At 68.5% G+C, this 19,668-nt stretch carries 15 protein-coding genes; 5 read left to right on the forward strand and 10 right to left on the reverse strand.

Features of this window, described 5'->3' with window-relative positions; translation table 11 throughout:
- Positions 1-102 precede the first annotated feature (102 nt).
- Positions 103-666 carry a hypothetical protein gene (locus I4U41_RS17300; protein WP_206862405.1) on the forward strand — a complete coding sequence of 188 codons (564 nt, stop codon included), beginning with the start codon at positions 103-105 and terminating at the stop codon, positions 664-666.
- Between the two features lie 207 nt (positions 667-873).
- Here I4U41_RS17300 and I4U41_RS17305 read toward each other — a convergent pair whose 3' ends face one another.
- Genes I4U41_RS17305 through I4U41_RS17325 form a run of 5 tightly spaced genes read right to left on the reverse strand, consistent with a single transcriptional unit; the run spans position 874 to position 5,735 of the window.
- Entirely contained in the window at positions 874-2,211 is a 1,338-nt protein-coding gene (locus I4U41_RS17305; protein WP_206862406.1) for a Xaa-Pro dipeptidase, read from the reverse strand.
- A gap of 26 nt (positions 2,212-2,237) precedes the next feature.
- Positions 2,238-3,161, reverse strand: a complete 924-nt coding sequence (gene cyoE / locus I4U41_RS17310) for a heme o synthase (protein ID WP_425492632.1) — start codon at positions 3,159-3,161, stop codon at positions 2,238-2,240.
- An 11-nt stretch (positions 3,162-3,172) separates the two neighbouring features.
- Positions 3,173-4,339: a COX15/CtaA family protein gene (locus I4U41_RS17315; protein ID WP_242525338.1), complete on the reverse strand. Its 1,167-nt coding sequence runs from the start codon at positions 4,337-4,339 to the stop codon at positions 3,173-3,175.
- A 43-nt stretch (positions 4,340-4,382) separates the two neighbouring features.
- Entirely contained in the window at positions 4,383-5,003 is a 621-nt protein-coding gene (locus I4U41_RS17320; RefSeq protein WP_242525315.1) for a hypothetical protein, read from the reverse strand.
- 9 nt (positions 5,004-5,012) lie between these two features.
- Positions 5,013-5,735, reverse strand: a complete 723-nt coding sequence (locus tag I4U41_RS17325; protein WP_206862408.1) for an SURF1 family cytochrome oxidase biogenesis protein — start codon at positions 5,733-5,735, stop codon at positions 5,013-5,015.
- A gap of 66 nt (positions 5,736-5,801) precedes the next feature.
- On the opposite strand from I4U41_RS17325, the gene I4U41_RS17330 reads away from it, so the two are divergent.
- Entirely contained in the window at positions 5,802-6,017 is a 216-nt protein-coding gene (locus I4U41_RS17330) for a twin transmembrane helix small protein (protein WP_158983730.1), read from the forward strand.
- Positions 6,018-6,169: 152 nt separating this feature from the next.
- Here the strand turns inward: I4U41_RS17330 and I4U41_RS17335 are convergent, their stop codons facing one another.
- The 5 genes from I4U41_RS17335 to coxB all read right to left on the reverse strand — a co-directional run bounded on the left by I4U41_RS17335 (position 6,170) and on the right by coxB (position 10,582).
- Positions 6,170-7,045, reverse strand: coding sequence for a cytochrome c oxidase subunit 3 (locus I4U41_RS17335; RefSeq protein ID WP_206862409.1), 876 nt, complete (start codon positions 7,043-7,045; stop codon positions 6,170-6,172).
- A 44-nt stretch (positions 7,046-7,089) separates the two neighbouring features.
- Positions 7,090-7,716, reverse strand: a complete 627-nt coding sequence (locus tag I4U41_RS17340) for a cytochrome c oxidase assembly protein (protein ID WP_320415216.1) — start codon at positions 7,714-7,716, stop codon at positions 7,090-7,092.
- Positions 7,713-7,847, reverse strand: coding sequence for a hypothetical protein (locus I4U41_RS18500; protein ID WP_255542122.1), 135 nt, complete (start codon positions 7,845-7,847; stop codon positions 7,713-7,715). Before I4U41_RS18500 ends, I4U41_RS17340 begins: the two co-directional genes overlap by 4 nt.
- 160 nt (positions 7,848-8,007) lie before the next feature.
- On the reverse strand, positions 8,008-9,624 hold the full coding sequence (gene ctaD, locus I4U41_RS17345) for a cytochrome c oxidase subunit I (protein WP_206862410.1): 1,617 nt from the start codon (positions 9,622-9,624) through the stop codon (positions 8,008-8,010).
- 25 nt (positions 9,625-9,649) lie between these two features.
- The gene (gene coxB, locus I4U41_RS17350; RefSeq protein ID WP_206862411.1) at positions 9,650-10,582 is read right to left on the reverse strand and encodes a cytochrome c oxidase subunit II; all 933 of its coding nucleotides are present in this window, start codon (positions 10,580-10,582) and stop codon (positions 9,650-9,652) included.
- A 345-nt stretch (positions 10,583-10,927) separates the two neighbouring features.
- Between coxB and putA the strand changes: the two genes are divergently transcribed.
- The 3 genes from putA (at position 10,928) to I4U41_RS17365 (ending at position 19,504) form a co-directional block, all read left to right on the forward strand.
- Complete coding sequence (putA, locus tag I4U41_RS17355; protein WP_206862412.1) at positions 10,928-14,149, forward strand: bifunctional proline dehydrogenase/L-glutamate gamma-semialdehyde dehydrogenase PutA; 3,222 nt, start codon at positions 10,928-10,930, stop codon at positions 14,147-14,149.
- A gap of 291 nt (positions 14,150-14,440) precedes the next feature.
- Positions 14,441-17,662, forward strand: a complete 3,222-nt coding sequence (locus tag I4U41_RS17360; RefSeq protein WP_206862413.1) for a YadA-like family protein — start codon at positions 14,441-14,443, stop codon at positions 17,660-17,662.
- Between the two features lie 69 nt (positions 17,663-17,731).
- On the forward strand, positions 17,732-19,504 hold the full coding sequence (locus tag I4U41_RS17365) for a S8 family peptidase (protein WP_206862414.1): 1,773 nt from the start codon (positions 17,732-17,734) through the stop codon (positions 19,502-19,504).
- Positions 19,505-19,668 lie beyond the last annotated feature (164 nt).

Raw genomic sequence — 19,668 nt, forward strand, 5'->3', positions numbered from 1 at the left:
GCTTACCCGGGCTGCAAGGGCGCACACGGCCCCCGAAAAGCGATCACTCCGCCACCACGCCAGCGGGCGCAAGCTTGAGCCAGCTTCGGTGGAGAGCTGGATATGCGAACCCCATTCACGTTGGCTGCGGCGCTCGCCCTGGCCGTGTTCTCGTGCGCGGGATGCAGCACCAACGCGCGCAACGATGCGCAGGCAAGCGCCGAATTGCCGCCGCCCGTCAACGAGAAGGCACTCGCCGACAATGCGCTGCAGACCTTCCTCGCCTCGCGCAGCATCCGCGAGATGCCCGCGCACCGCGATGCGATGCCCGACCTCGACGGCGACGGCACGAAGGATCTGCTGATGCTGCTCGACGACCAGAACTGGTGCCAGTCGGACGGCTGCACGCTGCTGGTGTTCCGCGGCGGGAAGGACGGGTTCAAGCTCGTCAGCCAGTCGGTGTCGGTGCGTGCGCCGATCGCCGTCGGCGCGCGCACCCATCGCGGCTGGCACGATCTGCTGGTGAACGTCGGCTCAGGCGAGGAAACCGGCACCGTCGCGCTGGAATTCGACGGCACGGCGTATCCGGCCGATCCGACGATGGCGGCGCTGCTGGATCCGGCGCGCCTGCCTTCGGCCACGCCACTGCTGGATGCGGAGATGGAGCCGAGGATCGCGGCGCAGTAGGCAACATGGCCGGCCATGCGCAGCGCGCGGGTCAGGCATTCCGCTTCCAGGCGCGTCCCCGGGTGCGCTTCGCTTACCCGGGCTACAAGAGCGGGAACGGGAGTGCCCGTGCGTTACGGGCGTGGATCCCGGCCTTCGCCGGGATGACGGAGTACTGGATGACGGTTGATCCGAGGGTGGTTCGCCGGATGGCGGGCCGTTGAATGCTCAGAGGTCGCGCGCGGCGCCCTCACCCTTCACCACCACCCCAGCCTTCATCACGAAGGGCACGCGCTCCAGCAGCGTCACGTCCTGCGTCGGGTCGCCCTGCACCGCGATCAGGTCCGCCCAGCGGTTCGCTTCGATCACGCCGACGTCCTCGCGGGCCAGCGCCTGCGATGCGCCGAGCGTCGCGGACTGGATCGCCTGCAGCGGCGTCATGCCATACCGCACCATCACCGCGAACTGCTTCGCGTTGTGGCCGTGCGGATAGATGCCGGCATCGGTGCCGAAGACCATCCTCGCCCCGGCCGCGTGCGCGCGACGGAAGTTCTCGCGCTGGATGTCGGCGACTTCGCGGTCCTTGCGCAGGTTGTCCTCGAGCACGCCGTTCTTCCTGCCTTCGGCCTGCGTGTAGTCGGTGTTGTAGATGTCCATCGATAGCCACGCGCCATGCTGCTTCGCCAGGCGGATGCCTTCGTCGTCGATCAGGCTCGCGTGTTCGATCGTGTCCACGCCGGCGCGGATCGCGTCGCGGATGCCTGCCGCGCCATGCGCGTGCGCGGCAACCTTCAGGCCCCACTGGTGCGCTTCGTCGGCGACGGCCTTCATCTCCGCGAGGCTCATCTGCTGCTGGCCCGGTTCGGTGTTGCGCGAGAACACGCCGCCGGTCGCGCAGATCTTGATCACCTGCGCGCCGTACTTGCGCAGCTCGCGCACGCGCTGCCGCCCTTCGTCGGGCGTGTCGGCGTTGTACGGGCTTTTCTGGTTCATCGACGGCGGGAAGAACGTCGAGTCGCAATGCCCGCCGGTCGCGCCGAACGAATACGCCGCAGTGACGATGCGCGGACCGGTGATCTTGCCTTCGTCGATCGCCTGGCGCAGGCCGACGTCGTTCCACGCATCCGCACCGACGTTGCGGATGGTGGTGAAGCCGGCCAGCAGCGTGCGCTGCGCGTTGCCCACGGAAATCATCGACCAGAAGCGGTCGTTGAACTGCAGGCCGGTGTAGCCGCCGTAGGTCGGGTCGATGTCCAGGTGCACGTGCATGTCGATCAGGCCGGGCATCAGCGTCATGCCCGGCAGGTCGATGCGGCGCGCGTTCGGCGGCAGCGCGGCGCCGGCGCGCGCGACCTCGACGATGCGGCCGTCGCGCACGAGCACCTGCGGACGCTCGACCATGCGGCCGGTGCGCACGTCGAGCAGGCGATCGGCGGTGACGACGACCTCCCCCGACGGCGACCGTGGTTCGATCAGCGTCGGCGCCTGCGCGGAAGCGCCGGAGGTGGCGGCAACGAGGCCGGCGAACAACGAAGTCAGTGCGAGGCGGGAGCGGTTGCGCGTCATTCGGCGGTCTCGATGGTCGGTCCGGGTCAGGGTTGCGGCTGGAACTCCATCACCGGCGCCGGCTGCAGCAGCGGCATCAGCCAGTGGTCCAGCAACAGGAAGGCGAACAGCGCCATGAGGTACACGATGGAATAGTTGAAGACCTTCATCGCGTACATCTCGTCGGGCGGATCCATCAGCTTCCAGGCATAGCCGAGGAACACCGCGCCCAGCACGAGCGCGCCGCCGAGGTAGAACAGTCCGCTCATGCCGGCCGCCCACGGCAGGATCGTCACCGCGACCAGCAGCACCGTGTAGAACAGGATCTGCCAGCGCGTGTATTCCACGCCGTGCGTGACCGGCAGCATCGGCACCATCGCGCGCGCGTAGTCGGCGCGGCGGAAGATCGCCAGCGCCCAGAAATGCGGCGGCGTCCACACGAAGATGATCAGCACCAGCAGCAGCGCATGCGGCCAGTCCCATTCGCCGCGCATGCCGGTGATGGCGGCCCAGCCCAGCAGCGGCGGCGCCGCGCCGGCGATGCCGCCGATCACGATGTTCTGCGGCGTCGCGCGCTTGAGGAACACGGTGTAGATCACCGCGTAGCCGATGAGCGAGGCGAAGGTGAGGATCGCGGTGATGGTGTTCACCCACACCACCAGAATGACCATGGACAGCGCGGCGAGGATCAGCGCGAACACCAGCGCCTGCGTCGGCGTGATCTGGCCCGCGACGATCGGACGCCATGACGTGCGCGCCATCTTCGCGTCGATGCGCGAGTCCAGCAGCTGGTTGATCGCCGCCGCGCTCGACGCCGCGAGCCAGATGCCAAGGAAGCCCAGCACCGATTCGCGCAGCGGCGGCAGCCCTGGCACCGCCAGGAACATGCCCACCAGCGCGGTGAACACGATCAGCGCGACGACGCGCGGCTTGGTGAGGTCCCAGTACTGCCTGGCGGTGGCTTTGGGCATGGCGGCGGACATCACGGCTCCGGCGGGCGCAGGCGCGCCAGCAGCGACACCAGCACGAACAGCAGCAGCACCGCGCCGGCGTTGTGCATCACCGCGACCGACAGCGGCAGGCCGAGCTTCACGTTCGCGATGCCCAGGCCCACTTGCGCGAACGCCAGCAGGCCCAGCAGCGTCGCCCAGCCGCGCATGCCCGGCGTGCGGATCAGGCGCAGCGCGAGCCACAGCAGATAGACGAACACGACCACGGCCATCATGCGGTGCGCGAGCTGGATCGCGATGCGCGCCTCGCCGTCGAGGATGCCGCCTTCGTAATCCACGCCGATGCCACGCCACAGGACGAAGGCTTCGCGGAAATCATGACGTGGCCACCACTGGCCGACGCAGGTCGGGAAATCGTTGCCGCACGCGAGCGCGGCGTAGTTCGCGCTGGTCCAGCCGCCGAGTGCGATCTGCACGGCGAGCAGCACGAGGCCGGCCATCACCAGGCGGCGCACGAGGGTGGCTTCGGCAAGCCGGATCGGAATGTGCGTGGCGCGCCACGCCATCCACAGGATCAGCGAGAACGTCAGCAGGCCGCCGAGCAGATGGCCCATCACGACGATGGGCTTGAGCAGCCACGTCACCGTCCACATGCCCAGCAGCGCCTGGAAGATGATCACCGCGAGCGTGATCGACGCCACGCGCGCGAGGTCGACGTTGCTCCAGCGCAATGCGGCGACCAGCAGGATCGCCTCGCCGGCGATGGCCAGCACGGACGCGGCGACGTGTTCGCCGTGCATGTAGAGCGGTATGCCGATGGCGACCAGCACCGAGGCCGCGATCACCTGCGCCACGCCGTACTTGCGACGACGCGCGGCGAGCAGCGCCAGGCCCAGCACCAGCACGCCGAGCGTGCCGGCGATCATGCGGTGGAACTGCTCGCGCCACGCCTTGTGCACTTCGACGGGGCGGATCGCGGTGGCGGCGTGGTCGACGACCTCATGCGCGACGGTCGGCCACGCGGCGCGGCCGTAGCAGGTCGGCCAGTCGGGGCAGCTGAGGCCGGCGTTCGACAGGCGCACGAACGCGCCGAACACGATGACGCCGAACGCGAGTGCGACGGCCAGCCAGGCGAGGCGATGGAAATGTCGGTAAACCGCGGGGCGCGAGCCGGTCCGGGATTCGGTGGGCATGGTCATGCTGCTCATCAGAACCTGTCGTTGTTCCTTCGTCGTTCGCCGGTCACTTCAACTTGACCAGGCGGGCGACGTCCGTGCGCAGGCCGGACGGATCGAAGCCGGGAGCGTAACGCAGAATGACGAAGCCGTAGGGATCGATCACGTAGGCGGGCACGCCGCGGGCACCGGGCTTGCCGGCGACGACGGTGTCGTCGACGCGCGCCAAGCCCGCGCGCAGCTGCGCGTTGGGAGCCAGCAGTTTCAGCGTGCCCGGCTGCGGCGCGCCGGCGGGCCAGGCGCAGGCGTCGGTCGGGCACAGCCACAGCACGTGCACGTCGTCCGCGTCCTTGCCGAACAGCTGCCACACGATGTCGACCTCGCGCGCGAGCGTCTCGCATTCGGCTCCGCAATCGGCCGACGGCGCGATCACGATGCGCCAGGTGCGCTCGGCGCCCTTCCACACGTACTCGCCACCGGCGAGCAGGCGTGGGGACAGCGTGCGCACATCGCCCGGCGGATCGAGCAGTTCGCCGACGTTCTTCGTGCCCGACGGACGCCAGCCGGAGAAACGCAGCAAACCCGCGACCAGCATGCTGCCGAAGAACATCGCGAACAGGAGCAGCAGCAGGATGCGGTTGCGGCGCCTGTTGGGCATGTCGCGATTGGGGATCGTGTCGTCGCTCATGCGAACTCCTTATGGCCGACGGCGCTTGCGGAAGGTGAGGATCAACGCGGTCGCGAGCACGGCCGCGGCGAGCGCGAACCATTGCACGGCGTAACCGCGATGCTGGTCGGGGGGCAGCGTGTTGGGCAGCAGCTCCAGGTCGCGCTCGTAGCCGATGCGCAGGTCCGGGTCCAGGCGCAGCACGCGCGGCGCGAGCGGTACCGACAGGCCGGTTTCGCTCGCGATGGCCGCCAGGTCGACGCGCGTCATCAGCCAGACGTCGCCCTGCTTCGCCATTGCCGGACCGAGCGCGAGGCCGCTCGACGGCGGCGGCACGAGCAGGCCGCGCAGCGCCTGCGGGGCATCCAGGTTGGGGATCCCGGGCAGCTTGCGATCGCCCGACAGCGGCAGCCAGCCCAGGTCCACCAGCATCGGGGCGCCCTGCGCAGGCACGAAGATGCGATACACGCGCACGCCGGCGCGGCGGTTGCGCTGCTGGTTGTCGAGCAGCAGCGCATCGCGCGCATCGAACGTACCGCTGCCGGCGACCCAGTCGTACTCGCGCGCACGTGCGGCATCGCCGGCCAGCGACAGCGGCTGCGGCGTGCGGTCGGCCATCACGGCCGCGGCGGCATCGAGCATCGCCTGCTTCTCCACGGCGCGCCGCGACTGCCACAGCCCCAGGTTCACGAACAGCGCGATCGCCACCAGCGCGGCGACCCAGCCGATCACGAGCGTGCGGTTCCGGCTCACGACTTCCTCTCGATGCGGCGCCATAATGGCCGGCACGCCCCGATCCGGGGCCGACGGGAGGCCCCCATGAACGACTCGCTCAAGACACTGCTGATCATCGCCTTCCTGATCGTCATCCTGTGGAACCTGGGCGCGGGCCTCTACTACATGCTCGTGGACAAGGGCGAGAGCAAGCGCACCGTCAACGCGCTCACCCGCCGCATCGCGCTGTCCATCGCGCTGATCCTGCTCGTGGTGCTGGCCAACTACATGGGGTGGATCAAGTTCCACGGCGGGCCGTAAGGCGCCGGTCGGTGAATCGTGATTCGTGATTCGTGATTTGTGATTCGTAAAAGCAAAAAGGGCGACGGTTATCCCGTCGCCTTTCTTGTGGATTGGTGAATGCGGCTGCGCTTTCAGCGAATCACGAATCACCAATCACGAATCACGTGCTGTTACAGCACGTAGACGAACAGGAACAGGCCCAGCCACACCACGTCGACGAAGTGCCAGTACCAGGCGACCGCTTCGAACGCGAAATGGTTGTCCTTGGTGAAGTGGCCCTTCAGGCAGCGGAACCAGATCACCGCCAGCATGATCGTGCCGAGCGTGACGTGCGCGCCGTGGAAGCCGGTCAGCATGAAGAACGTCGAACCGTAGATGCCCGAACCCAGCGTGAGGTTCAGCTCGGTGTAGGCGTGGATGTATTCCTCCGCCTGGAAGAACAGGAACAGCGCGCCGAGCAGCACGGTCAGGCCGAGGAAGACCAGCAGCTGCTTGCGGTGGCCGGCCTTCAGCGCGTGGTGCGCGATGGTGACCGTCATGCCCGAGGTGAGCAGGATCAGCGTGTTGAGCAGCGGCAGGCCCCACGCCGGGATCGTCTGGTAGACCCCGCCGATGCCGCCCGGGCCGTTGCTCGGCCACGCCGCCGAAAAGCCCGGCCACAGCAGCGAGTTGGTCATCACGCCGTCGCCTTCGCCGCCCAGCCACGGCATCGCGTACTGGCGGGCGTAGAACAGCGCGCCGAAGAAGGCGCCGAAGAACATCACTTCCGAGAAGATGAACCAGATCATCCCCATGCGGAACGAGGTGTCCACCTGCTTGTTGTAGTTGCCGCGCACCGACTCGCGCACGACGTCGCCGAACCAGCCGAACAGCACGCCGACCATCAGCGCGATGCCGAAGAAGAACACCGGCTTGCCCCAGCTGACTTCGTTGAACCAACTGGCGATGCCGACCATGGTGGTGAACAGCGCGATCGAACCGAGGAACGGCCAACGGCTGCTGTGCGGCACGAAGTAGATGTTGGCGTCTGATTGGGCTTGGGCCATGGCGGCGTTCCGGTCAGTGGTGCGATTGCTGGGAAAGGGTCGCGTCAGGGCGCCGACATCGGCGCGGGCGCGGCGTGGGCCGTTCCCTGCGCCTGGGCGGTGAGCGCGTCGTTCTTGAAGAAGGTATACGACAGGGTGATGGTCTTCACGTCGGCCGGCAGGTTCGGATCGACGATGAAGCGCACCGGCATGTCGCGCACTTCACCGGCCTTGAGCGTCTGGGCGGTGAAGCAGAAGCATTCGGTCTTGCTGAAGTAGCCCGACGCGCGCGCCGGCGCGACCGACGGGACGGCGCTGCCGACGACGGTACGCTGCGAGGTGTTGCGCGCGTGGTAGGTGGTTTCGTACAGCTCGCCGGGCACGACCTGCATCGTGACCTGGTTCGGCGAGAACTCCCACGGCAGCTTCGAATTGACGCCGCCGTCGAACTGCACGGTGATCACGCGCTTCGCCGGCGCCGCGTGGGCGTCCTGCACGCCCTCGGCCGCGGTGCGCTCCAGGCGGATGCCGAACACCTTCTCGCACGCGATGCGGTACAGCGGCACCAGCGCGAAGGTCAGCGCGAACGCGCCGATGGCGACGACCACCATCTTCGCCAGGCCCGCGCTCTTGCGCGCCGGCGCCGCCGGTGCGGATTCGTGCTGGTCGTGCTGGCCCTGCGCGCCGTTCACTTGCCCACCGTGTTCATCGCGATGAACACCACGTACACCGCGACCGCGATCGCCGCCACCCACAACGCCGTGCGACGCGCGGCCTTGCGGCGCGCTGCGATCTCGTCGGGGTTGTGGGTCGGCTGGTTCATTGCGGTGTCCAACGTGAGGGGCGAAGAGGCTTTGGCTTCTGGAGCCCCCTTGAGTCAAGGGGGCGGCCGTTGCGTCGCGAAGCGGCGTAACGGCGGGGTTGTGGAAGAGCGACCACGTATCCGAAGCCGGGAACCTCCGCGCCTTTTCCTCTGCTACCTCTTAATGCGTGATGTCGCCGTGCGCGAGATCGCCATCCTTGATGACCGGCGGCGTCGAGAACGTGTGGTGCGGCGCCGGGCTCGGCACGGTCCACTCCAGGCCACGGGCGGTCGGCCAGGCGCGGGCTTCGGCCTTGACGCCCACGGCCTTCGAGCGCCACAGGATGAAGGCCATCATGAACGGCGTGACGAACATGCCGAACGCGCCGATCGAGCTGACGAAGTTCCAGTCCGCGAACACCACGTTGTAGTCCGGGATGCGGCGCGGCATGCCGGCCAGGCCCAGGAAGTGCTGCGGGAAGAACAGCAGGTTGACGAAGATCATCGTCCACCAGAAGTGGAACTTCGCCCAGCCCTCGTTGTACATGCGGCCGGTCCACTTCGGCCACCAGTAATAGGTCGCGGCGATGATGGAGAACAGCGCGCCGGTCACCAGCACGTAGTGGAAGTGCGCAACCACGAAGTAGGTGTCGTGGTACTGGAAGTCCGCCGGGACGATGGCGAGCATCAGGCCCGAGAAACCACCGATGGTGAACAGGATCACGAACGCGATCGCCCACAGCATCGGCGCCTCGAACGAGATCGAGCCGCGCCACATCGTGGTCACCCAGTTGAATACCTTCACGCCCGTCGGCACGGCGATCAGCATCGTGGCGAACATGAAGTAGATCTCGCCACCCAGCGGCATGCCGACGGTGAACATGTGGTGCGCCCACACGATGAACGAGAGGAACGCGATCGACGCGGTCGCGTACACCATGGCCTGGTAGCCGAACAGCGGCTTGCGGCTGAAGGTCGGGATGATCTCCGACACGACGCCGAACGCCGGCAGGATCATGATGTAGACCTCGGGATGGCCGAAGAACCAGAAGATGTGCTGGAACATCACCGGGTCGCCGCCGCCGGCCGCGTTGAAGAACGAGGTGGCGAAGAACTTGTCGGTCAGCAGCATCGTCACCGCGCCGGCGAGCACCGGCATCACGGCGATCAGCAGGAACGCGGTGATGAGCCAGGTCCAGCAGAAGATCGGCATCTTCAAAAGGTCGATGCCCGGCGCGCGCATGTTCAGCACGGTGGCGATGACGTTGATCGCGCCCATGATCGAGCTGATGCCCATCATGTGGATGGCGAAGATCGCGAAGGCCACGTTGCTGCCGCCCTGCAGCGACAGCGGCGGATACAGCGTCCAGCCGCCGGCCGGGGCGCCGCCCGGCAGGAACAGCGTCAGCAGCAGCATCGCGAAAGCGAACGGCAGGATCCAGAAGGACCAGTTGTTCATGCGCGGCAGCGCCATGTCCGGCGCGCCGATCTGCAGCGGAATCATCCAGTTCGCCAGGCCGACGAAGGCCGGCATGACGCCGCCGAAGATCATGACCAGCGCGTGCACGGTGGTCATCTGGTTGAAGAACATCGGTTCGACGAACTGCAGACCCGGCTGCAGCAGCTCCGCACGGATCACCACCGACATGCCTGCGCCGATGATGAACATGATGAAGCTGAAGATCAGGTACAGCGTCCCGATGTCCTTGTGGTTGGTCGAGAAGAACCAACGCTCGATGAAGCCCTGCTTGTGGGCGTGATCATCGTGATGGTGGGTGTCAGCGTGCGTGACGGCCATGGCCTACCTCAGGATTTCGGGACGATCAGCCGGCGACCGGCGTCTGCTTTGCAGCAGTCGCGGCCGTGGCGTCGGTGTTCGGGGTGGTCGCTTCCGGCTGGGCCGGGGCGGCGGGCTGCGCGGCCGGAGCCGGTGCAGGAGCGTTCTTCGCCTTCTGCGCGGCGAGCCACTGCTGGTACTCGGCCTTCGGCACGGCCTTGACCACGATCGGCATGAAGCCGTGGTCCTTGCCGCACAGTTCCGCGCACTGGCCGCGGTAGATGCCCGGCTCCTTGATGTCGGTCCAGGCCTCGTTGACGATGCCCGGGATCGCGTCCTGCTTCCAGCCCAGCGCCGGCACCCACCACGCGTGGATCACGTCGTCGGCGGTGATGACGAAGCGGATCTTGGTGTCGGTGGGCAGCACCAGCACGTTGTCGACGTCGAGCAGGTAGTGCGGGTGGTCGGCCGTGCGGGCATCGACGCCGCTCTGGCGGATCTGGTCGCTCTTGCGGTCCAGGCGGCTGGTGAAGCCGACGTTCTCGCCCAGGTAGTCGTACTTCCACATCCACTGGTAGCCGGTGATCTTGACGGTCATCTCGGCGTTGCGGGTGTCGTACATCTTGATCAGCTTGCTGGTGGCGGGGAACGCCATCAGGACCAGCAGCACGACGGGGACGACGGTCCAGATGACCTCGAGCTTCGTGCTGTGGGTGAAATCCTTGTCCGGCACCGCACCCTTGGCGTGGCGGAACTTGAACATGGCGTAGCCCATGGCGCCGAACACCAGGATGCCGATGATCACGCACACCCACAGGGCGAACATGTGCGCGCTGTAGGCGTTGGCCGACTGGACGGTCACGCCCTGGCCCATGTTGAGCTGCCACGGCTTGGGATCGGCCGCCTGCGCACTGGCAAGGACCGGCAGCGCCATCGCGGCGATGCCCGCGCCCCACTGCTTGAAACGACCGGCTTTCATCTGTTCGAGCCCCAAAAGTACGCTTGATGTTTTGGACTGGCTGAGCCGTTCGGCTTGGCTGGCGGGCTCATCCGCGACTCGGGGCAGTGGGCATCACAGCCCTTGTAGGACCCAAACAGGGAACCGGAAAACTGCCCCGCGGAACCGCTCATTTTACCTGCGGTTCACGAACCCAACAACCGCGCCGGTCAAACCGCACCGGACTTCCGGCAAATTTCGCAATACCGGCCGCGCCCGTCCAGCACCCCCGGCGCGTCGCGACGACGCTAGCAGGCCAAGCGCGCAACACCGGGCGCGACCCGGAACCTCTAGACTATCGGGCTTCCCTCGGCTGTCTCCTGGCCCATGACCATCCATTCCGCCACCGCCGTCGAAAGCGACGGCCCGCCGGCGCCGCACGCGCTGATCAGCCCCGAACTCCCGCCCGTCCCCGCCGCGCCGCGCGCCGCCATCACCGCCGGCTGGGTCCGCGACGAAGCCAGCCACGTGCGCGCCCTGCTCGACCGCGCCCGCCTGCCCGAGGCCGACCGCCTCCAGGCGCAGGCCACCGCGGCGGACCTCGTCCGCCGCGTCCGCGCCCGCGCCAAGGACCAGGGCGCGATCGAGGCCTTCATGCGCCAGTACGACCTGGGCAGCGAGGAAGGCGTGCTGCTGATGTGCGTGGCCGAAGCACTGCTCCGGATTCCGGACCAGGAGACCGCCGACAAGCTGATCCGCGACAAGCTCGGCGATGCGGACTGGAAGAAGCACATGGGCCAGTCGGACTCGGTGCTGGTCAACGCCTCGACCTGGGGCCTGATGCTGACCGGCCACCTGGTCGACCTAGCGGACGAGACCAAGCGCGACGTGCACGGCGCCTTCAAGCGCCTGCTCGGCCGTGTCGGCGAGCCGGTGATCCGCCTGGCCGTGCGCCAGGCGATGAAGATCATGGGCCATCAATTTGTGATGGGTCGCACAATCGGCGAGGCGCTCGCCCGTTCGCAGAAGAACGGCAACGCCGCCTACCGCTATTCGTTCGACATGCTCGGCGAAGGCGCGCTGACCACGAAGGACGCGCTGCGCTACCTGCAGGCGTACCGCGACGCGATCCACGCGATCGGCAAGAGCGGCGACTTCAAGGGCAAGGACGTCTTCGCCGCGCCGTCGATCTCGGTGAAGCTTTCGGCGCTGCATCCGCGCTACGAGCACGCCAAGCGCGCGCGCGTGATGTCGGAACTGGTGCCGCGCGTGCTGGAACTGGCGCAGATGGCCAAGTCCTACGGCATCGGCTTCACGGTCGATGCGGAGGAAGCCGACCGCCTGGAGCTGTCGCTCGACGTCATCGCCGCCGCGTATTCCGACGCCTCGCTCGACGGCTGGGAAGGCTACGGCCTGGCGATCCAGGCGTACCAGAAGCGCGCGCCGGAGGCGATCGACTTCATCGCCGACCTCGCCCGCCGCACCGGCCGCCGCATCCCGGTGCGCCTGGTGAAGGGCGCCTACTGGGACAGCGAGGTCAAGCGCGCGCAGGTCGAAGGCCAGCCCGGCTATCCAGTGTTCACGCGCAAGCCGAACACCGACGTGAGCTACCTCGCCAACGCGCGCCGCATGCTCGAGGCGTCCGATGCGATCTATCCGATGTTCGCCACGCACAACGCGCAGACGATCGCGACGATCCACCAGCGCGCGAGGTCGATGGGCCGTGCGAAGCACTTCGAGTTCCAGAAGCTGCACGGCATGGGCGACGACCTGTATGCCGAGGTGATCCCGGCCGATCGCCTGGACGTGCCGTGCCGCGTGTACGCGCCGGTCGGTTCGCACGAGGACCTGCTGCCGTACCTGGTGCGCCGCCTGCTCGAGAACGGCGCCAACTCCAGCTTCGTCAACCGCATCACCGACGAGGACATCGCCATCGACGACCTGGTCCGCGATCCGGTCGAGACGGTGTCCTCCTTCGAATCCATCCCGCATCCGCGCATTCCGCAGCCGATCGATCTGTACCGCAGTTTCGGCATCGACAGGACCAACTCCATGGGCATCAACCTCGCCAACGACGACCAGCTGCGCACGCTCGCCGACCAGATCAACGCCGCCGCGCGCAGCGAATGGCGCGCCACGCCGCTCGTGCCGGGCGCGAACGTCACCGGCCCGCAGATCGCGGTGACCAACCCGGCGGACCGTCGCCAGACCGTCGGCCAGTGGCAGGCCGCCGACAGCGCGACCGTCGAGAAGGCCCTGCAGAACGCCGTCGCCGCGCACGATGCCTGGAACATGACGCCGGCCGCCAGCCGCGCCGCGATCCTGGAACATGCCGCCGACCTGCTCGAGCAGCGCATGCCGCAATACATCGCGCTGTGCACGCGCGAAGCCGGCAAGTCGATCCCGGACGGCGTGGCCGAAGTGCGCGAAGCCGTCGACTTCCTGCGCTACTACGCCGCGCAGGCGCGCAAGCAGTTCGCGATCGAGCCGCTGCCGGGCCCGACCGGCGAATCCAACACGCTGCAGCTGTCCGGCCGCGGCGTGTTCGTCTGCATCAGCCCGTGGAACTTCCCGCTGGCGATCTTCGCCGGCCAGATCGCCGCGGCGCTCGCCGCCGGCAACAGCGTCATCGCCAAGCCGGCCGAGCAGACCAATCTGATCGGCTACTACGCGGTGAAGCTGCTGCACGAAGCCGGCGTGCCGGAAGCGGTCGTGCAGTTTCTGCCGGGCGACGGCGCCACCGTCGGCGCCGCGCTGACCAAGGATCCGCGCATCGCCGGCGTTGCGTTCACCGGTTCGACCGACACCGCGCGCGCGATCAACCGCGCGCTCGCCGCGCGCGACGCGGCCATCGGCGTGCTCATCGCCGAAACCGGCGGCCAGAACGCGCTGATCGCCGACTCGTCCTCGCTGCCCGAGCAGGTGGTGAAGGACGCGATCGCCTCGGCCTTCACCTCCGCCGGCCAGCGCTGCTCGGCCGCGCGCGTGCTGTTCGTGCAGGACGACATCGCCGACAAGGTCACCACGATGCTCGCCGGCGCGATGGCCGAGCTGAAGGTCGGCGATCCGGGCCTGCTGTCGACCGACGTCGGCCCGGTGATCGACGAGGACGCGCTGAAGATGCTGCGCGACCACGCCGAACGCATGGACCGCGAAGCGACGAAGGTCGCCGAAGTCGCGCTCGATGCCGACGCCGCGAACGGCAGCTTCTTCGCCCCGCGCGCGTACACGCTCAAGTCGCTGGACCAGTTGCACAAGGAAATCTTCGGACCGGTGCTGCACGTGATCCGCTGGAAGGCCGACCAGCTCGATGCGGTGATCGACCAGATCAACGCGACCGGCTACGGCCTGACGCTGGGCATCCATTCGCGCATCGACGAGACGATCGAGAGGATCGCCTCGCGCATCAAGGTCGGCAACTGCTACGTCAACCGCAACCAGATCGGCGCGGTCGTCGGCGTGCAGCCCTTCGGCGGCCAGAACCTGTCCGGCACCGGCCCGAAGGCCGGCGGCCCGCACTACCTGCCGCGCTTTGCGACCGAGAAGACCATCACCGTCAACACGACGGCCGCAGGCGGCAACGCCTCGCTGCTGACGCTGGGCGACTGAGCCTCGCGGGCGCCCGCCCGGGTCGCCCGCACTGAAAACCGAAGACGGCTCCGGCAACGCTGCCGGGGCCGTTTTCGTTTGTGGGGTTTCGCGCACGGCGTTCGGAAAGTTCCGAGCGGCATTTCTGGCGTTCCTACAACTTTTGATGGGGCGGTGGCGGCTCTGTCATCGGTCTTTGATCCGGCGGAATCGCCTGTCATGGCGCTTTCAAGCCGGCCACGGTGGCGCACGCAACGGTGGGGTTCGCCCGGACGACGTCGTCCGGTGCCCTTCCCACCAGCGAGTACCGCCATGTCCCCGATGCAGCCGCATGCCCGACCGCAACGCCGCCTCCTGACCTTCGCGCTCCTGTCCGCGATTGCCAGCCCCGCCCTCGCCGGCGGCAACTGCCAGCTGTTCGACGACGCGGGCATGCTGCTGCCCATCGACAGCACGGCCTCAGGTGCAAACGCCCTCGCCTGCGGTCCCGACGCCCAGGCACCCGGTGCCGGAGCGGTCGCCGTCGGCGATGAGTCCACCGCATCGGGAAGGAACGCCACGGCGATCGGCTCGTGGATCGACCTGGACGGCGACGGTCAGGTCGATCCGGACGAAATCACGTGGGCCAAGGGCGACAACGCGACGGCCATTGGCGCGGCGGCGCAGGGCTTGGGCGCCTCGAGCGTCGCCGTAGGCGTGCGCGCGGTCGCGACTGGCGACAACAGCATCGCGGTAGGCAACCAGGCGCAGACGCAGGCGCAGGTCACCACGACCACCAGGACTACCGTCCAGGGCACGCCCGACACCGTGACGACGACCACCGCCGCGGCACCGGCAACGGGCAACCAGACCGGCAGCATCGCGGTGGGCAGCCAGGCGCGCGCCAACGGCAGCAACGACATCGCACTGGGCACCGGCGCGACGGTGGAGAAGGTCGCCAACACCCTCGCCATGAGCACGACGGCGGGCGTCAGCACGCTGGTGCAGACGACCACCGCCGGCCCGGCGCAGAACTCGATGGCGATGGGCACGAACGCACGCGCCAACGGCGATGGCTCGATCGTGATCGGCGCCAATGCGCTGGCCGAAGCGAAGATCGGCCAGACGCTCACCGGCTTCGGCAGCACGAGCAACTACTTCACCGCCGGACCTGCGAACAGCACGACGGTGATCGGCAACAACGCCCGTGCGCTCGGCGGCAACAGCGTGGTCATTGGCGCGGATGCGCAAACGCTGGGCGACGGCATGGACGCAACAGGCACCAGGCTGCTGAAGGACCAGAACAACACGGTCATCGGCGCTTCCGCTGCCACGGTGCGCGGCTGGGGCACGGCGCTGGGCTATCGGGCAATCGCCTACGGCTACCAGACCACGGCGCTGGGCACGCGCAGCTACGCCGTCGCTTACCAGTCCACGGCCATCGGTGGGCTGCTCGACCTGGGTGTGACGTTCCCCGGCTCCGGGCTGGGCACGGTGTACACGCAGTCGCTCGGCACCGGTTCGCAAGCCATCGGCAGCGGCTCCCGTGCGTTTGGCAACTACGACACCGCCGTCGGGCCGGGTGCGATCACCAGCTCGTTCTACAGCGCGCAGGGCGGCACCGCGCCTTACCAGTCCAACGATCTCACCGTCATCAATGGCGCAACGGCGCTGGGCTTCCGCGCGTACGCACGTGGCCATCTGGGCACCGCACTGGGCACGTCGAGCCTGGCCAATGACGCGTTCTCTGTCGCGCTCGGCAACGACACCGTCGCGTGGGGCATGCGCAGTATCGCGCTGGGGGACTCGGCCGTCGCGTCGTGGCATGACGACATCGCCCTTGGCGCCAACGCAAAGGCGTGGGGCGGCTACGGCACCGGCAACATCGCCTTCGGTGTGGGCGCCCACGTCGGCAACAGCGGCGGAGACGACATCAGCAACGCGATGGCGCTGGGCACCGGTGCCGAAGCGCTGGCCGACGGCGCCATCGCACTGGGCGATGCCGCATCGGCGGATGGCATTGGCGCCTCGGCGCTCGGCGCCAACGCACAGGCTACCGGCACGAACGCGGCCGCGATCGGCAACGGCGCGCAGGCCTTCGGCGAACACACCACCGCGACGGGCGCGTACGCCTATGCCGGTGCCGACAACGCCGTGGCCGTCGGTGCGAATGCGTTCGCGACCGACACCGCAAGCAGCGCAATGGGCTTCAACGCGTTCGCCGGCGGCATCGAAAGCACCGCGGTCGGCAGCTACGCCGTCGCTGATTCCGCGCGCTCCACCGCCCTCGGCAGCGGCGCGATGGCGCTGGCCGACGACAGCGTCGCGATCGGCGCCGGCGCCGTGGCCGATCGCGCGGGCACCGTGTCCGTCGGTTCGGCCGGCCACGAACGCCAGATCGCCAACGTCGCCGCCGGCACGGAAGACACCGACGCGGTGAACGTCGCGCAGCTCAACACCGCGATCGCGCAGTTCGACGACTCCATCGGAACCCTCGACGACGCGGCAGTGAAGTACGACGACCCGGCCACGCGCGACCAGGTCACGCTCGGCGGCACCACCGGCACGACGATCGCCAACCTGCGCGCGGGCATCGCCGGCAGCGACGCGGTCAACGTCGAGCAGCTTGGTTCCGTGCTCGCCGGCTTCGGCGGCGGCGCCGCATTTGACGCCGACGGGCTGATGACCGCGCCGACGTTCAACCTGTTCGGCGCGCAGTACCACACGGTTGCGCAGGCGTTCGACGCGCTCGATGCCGGTATCGCCGGTCTCGGCGATCGCCTCACCGTCGTCGAGAACCACCTCGGCGGCGCGCACAGCGACGTGCCGGTCGGCACCGGTGCCGGCCTGCCGGTTGGCGAAAGCAGCGTCGCACTGAGCCCCAACGACACCGCCATCGGCACGGGGGCATCGGTGCAGGCCGACGGCAGTACCGCGGTCGGCAGCAACGCGACGATCACCGCGCACGCGGCAAATGCGGTCGCCATCGGTGCCGATGCGAGCGTCACCGCGGAATCCGGCACGGCCATCGGACAGGGCGCCTCGGCGACGGCCGACAACGCGGTCGCGCTGGGCCACGGCTCGGTCGCGGACGAAGCCGGCACCGTGTCGGTGGGCAATGCGCAGACGCAGCGGCGCGTCACGCAGGTCGCCGACGGCGTCAACGCGCACGACGCCGCGAACGTGCGGCAGGTGCAGGCCGGCGACGCGCAGACGCTGTCGCGCGCGAATGCCTACACCGACAGCCGCTATCAGGCGATGAGCGACGAATTCACGCAACTGCGCGACGACGTCGGCCATCGCCTGGGCAAGCAGGACGAACGCATCGACCGGCAGGGCGCGATGAGCGCCGCGATGATGAACATGTCGATCAACGCGGCCAATGCGCGCAGCCCGCGCGGTCGCATCGGCGTCGGCGCCGGCTGGCAGAACGGCGAAAGCGCGCTGTCGATCGGCTATTCGAAGGCCATCGGCGACCGCGCCTCGTTCTCCATCGGCGGCGCCTTCAGCAGCGGCGACAACGCCGCCGGCGTCGGCTTCGGCATCGACCTGTAACCCGCTCCGCATCGAAGCGGCCCCCACCCCGGGCGTCGTCCTTCCGCACGTCCATTCGAGGAATAACGCATGACCTTCCGCCGCACCTTGTTGAGCCTCCTGATCGCCGCCGCCGGCGCGCCCGCGTTCGCAGGCACGGTCGACCTGTCGTCGATCGACGACGCCACCGTCTCGCCCCGCTTCATCGTGAAATACCGCGAAGGCAGCGCCGAACGCACGCAGCCGGCCGCGAGCCAGCGCGCGATGACCGCGGCCGCCGAGCGCGCGCGTCCGCAGATGGGCGCGCGCATCGCGGGCCTGCGCGGCGCCGCCGCGTTGCGCATCGATTCCCTGCGCGCCACCGCGACCGGTCGCCGCGTCGTGCGCGCATCGCAACGCCTGGGCCGGACCCAGGCCGAAGCGCTGATGCGCGCGATCGCCAGCGATCCGAATGTCGAATCGGTCAGCGTCGATCGCCTGATGCGCCCGACCGCGCTGCCGAACGATCCGATGCTCGCCACGCACCAGATGTGGCACTACGGCACCGGCGCTGGCGGCGCGCGCGTCACCAGCGCGTGGAACGCGGGGGCGACCGGCGCGGGCATCGTCGTCGCCGTACTCGACACCGGCGCGACGCGCCACGCGGATCTCGTGCAGAACCTGCTCCCCGGTTACGACTTCATCACCGACTACGCGTTGTCCGGCCGGGAAACCGACGACCGCGTGCCGGGCGGTTGGGACCTGGGCGACTTCACCGTCGCTGGCCAGTGTGGCGCCGGCTCGACCGCGAGCAGCAGCAGCTGGCACGGCACGCATGTGTCGGGAACGATCGCCGAAGTCACCAACAACGGCATCGGTGGCGCGGGCGTGGCGTACGACGCCAAGGTCGTGCCGGTGCGCGTACTCGGCCGCTGCGGCGGTTACACCTCCGACATCAACGACGCGATCGTGTGGGCCGCCGGCGGCCACATCGACGGCGTGCCGGACAACCCGAATCCCGCAGAAGTCATCAACATGAGCCTGGGCGGCTCGCACGCGTGCGAAGCCGACACGCAGGCGGCGATCGACAAGGCCGTGTCGCTCGGTGCGACGGTCGTCGTCGCAGCGGGCAACGACAACGCGGATGTCGCCGGCCATGCGCCGGCGAGTTGCGCACGCGTGGTGGCGGTCGGCGCGACCGGCTACAGCGGACAACGCGCGGGATACTCGAACTACGGCAGCGGCGTCGATGTTTCCGCGCCCGGTGGTGCGGGCGTCGAAGGCTCGCCGAACGGCTACATCTGGTCGACGCACAACACCGGCGCGACCGTGCCCCAAGGCGACCGCTACGTCGGCATGACCGGCACGTCGATGGCGGCACCGCACGTATCGGGCATCGTCGCGCTGATGCAGGGCATCGCCGCGATGCCACTCACGCCGGCGCAGGTCGAGGGCTTGCTGGTGTCGTCGGCGCGGCCGTTCCCCACCAGGCCCGATCGGCCGATCGGCGCGGGCATCGTCGACGCGGCAGCCGCGGTGGATCGTGCCAAGCGGTTCGGCCAGCCCATCCAGGCGCTGCCGCTGACCGACAACGTCGCCGAGTCGATGCCGCCGCTGGCCGCAGGTCAAAGCGTGATCTACGCCATCGACGTTCCCGAGGGCAGGAGCCGTCTGGAGTTCACCAGCTACGGCGGCCGCGGCACGCTCGCGGCGTATCTCAACTACGAGGCGGAACCGATGCCGGCGTCGAACATGGGCGCTTCGGTGCGGCCGGGTACGAACCAGGTCCTGAACACGATGTCGCCCGCGAAGGGGCGCTACTACATCAAGATCGTGGCGACGGCCGACGCGGCGGGGGTGCTCGTGCGGGCAAGGACGTATTGAGGGAACGTGCCGTGCGCGCGATGCGATCTGCGTCGCGCGCACCGCAGTAGAGAGAGACTTTTTCTTGGCGATTTGCGTCGTGCAGGCGGCATTCAACTCGCCTTGCGGACGAACGCGTCGCATAGCATCGGCAACGGCCCGAGGCATCGCGCATCGGTGCAGGT

The organism is Lysobacter changpingensis (genome assembly GCF_017308985.1).
GTDB classification, from domain to species: Bacteria; Pseudomonadota; Gammaproteobacteria; order Xanthomonadales; family Xanthomonadaceae; genus Lysobacter_J; species Lysobacter_J changpingensis.

What these genes read in the sequence shown, in the direction of transcription:
- I4U41_RS17300 (WP_206862405.1), top strand. Translation starts at nt 103, where the DNA reads ATGCGAACCCCATTCACGTTGGCTGCGGCGCTCGCCCTGGCCGTGTTC.
- I4U41_RS17305 (WP_206862406.1), bottom strand. Translation starts at nt 2,211, where the DNA reads ATGACGCGCAACCGCTCCCGCCTCGCACTGACTTCGTTGTTCGCCGGC.
- cyoE (WP_425492632.1), bottom strand. Translation starts at nt 3,161, where the DNA reads ATGCCCAAAGCCACCGCCAGGCAGTACTGGGACCTCACCAAGCCGCGC.
- I4U41_RS17315 (WP_242525338.1), bottom strand. Translation starts at nt 4,339, where the DNA reads ATGACCATGCCCACCGAATCCCGGACCGGCTCGCGCCCCGCGGTTTAC.
- I4U41_RS17320 (WP_242525315.1), bottom strand. Translation starts at nt 5,003, where the DNA reads ATGAGCGACGACACGATCCCCAATCGCGACATGCCCAACAGGCGCCGC.
- I4U41_RS17330 (WP_158983730.1), top strand. Translation starts at nt 5,802, where the DNA reads ATGAACGACTCGCTCAAGACACTGCTGATCATCGCCTTCCTGATCGTC.
- I4U41_RS17335 (WP_206862409.1), bottom strand. Translation starts at nt 7,045, where the DNA reads ATGGCCCAAGCCCAATCAGACGCCAACATCTACTTCGTGCCGCACAGC.
- I4U41_RS18500 (WP_255542122.1), bottom strand. Translation starts at nt 7,847, where the DNA reads ATGAACCAGCCGACCCACAACCCCGACGAGATCGCAGCGCGCCGCAAG.
- ctaD (WP_206862410.1), bottom strand. Translation starts at nt 9,624, where the DNA reads ATGGCCGTCACGCACGCTGACACCCACCATCACGATGATCACGCCCAC.
- coxB (WP_206862411.1), bottom strand. Translation starts at nt 10,582, where the DNA reads ATGAAAGCCGGTCGTTTCAAGCAGTGGGGCGCGGGCATCGCCGCGATG.
- putA (WP_206862412.1), top strand. Translation starts at nt 10,928, where the DNA reads ATGACCATCCATTCCGCCACCGCCGTCGAAAGCGACGGCCCGCCGGCG.
- I4U41_RS17360 (WP_206862413.1), top strand. Translation starts at nt 14,441, where the DNA reads ATGTCCCCGATGCAGCCGCATGCCCGACCGCAACGCCGCCTCCTGACC.
- I4U41_RS17365 (WP_206862414.1), top strand. Translation starts at nt 17,732, where the DNA reads ATGACCTTCCGCCGCACCTTGTTGAGCCTCCTGATCGCCGCCGCCGGC.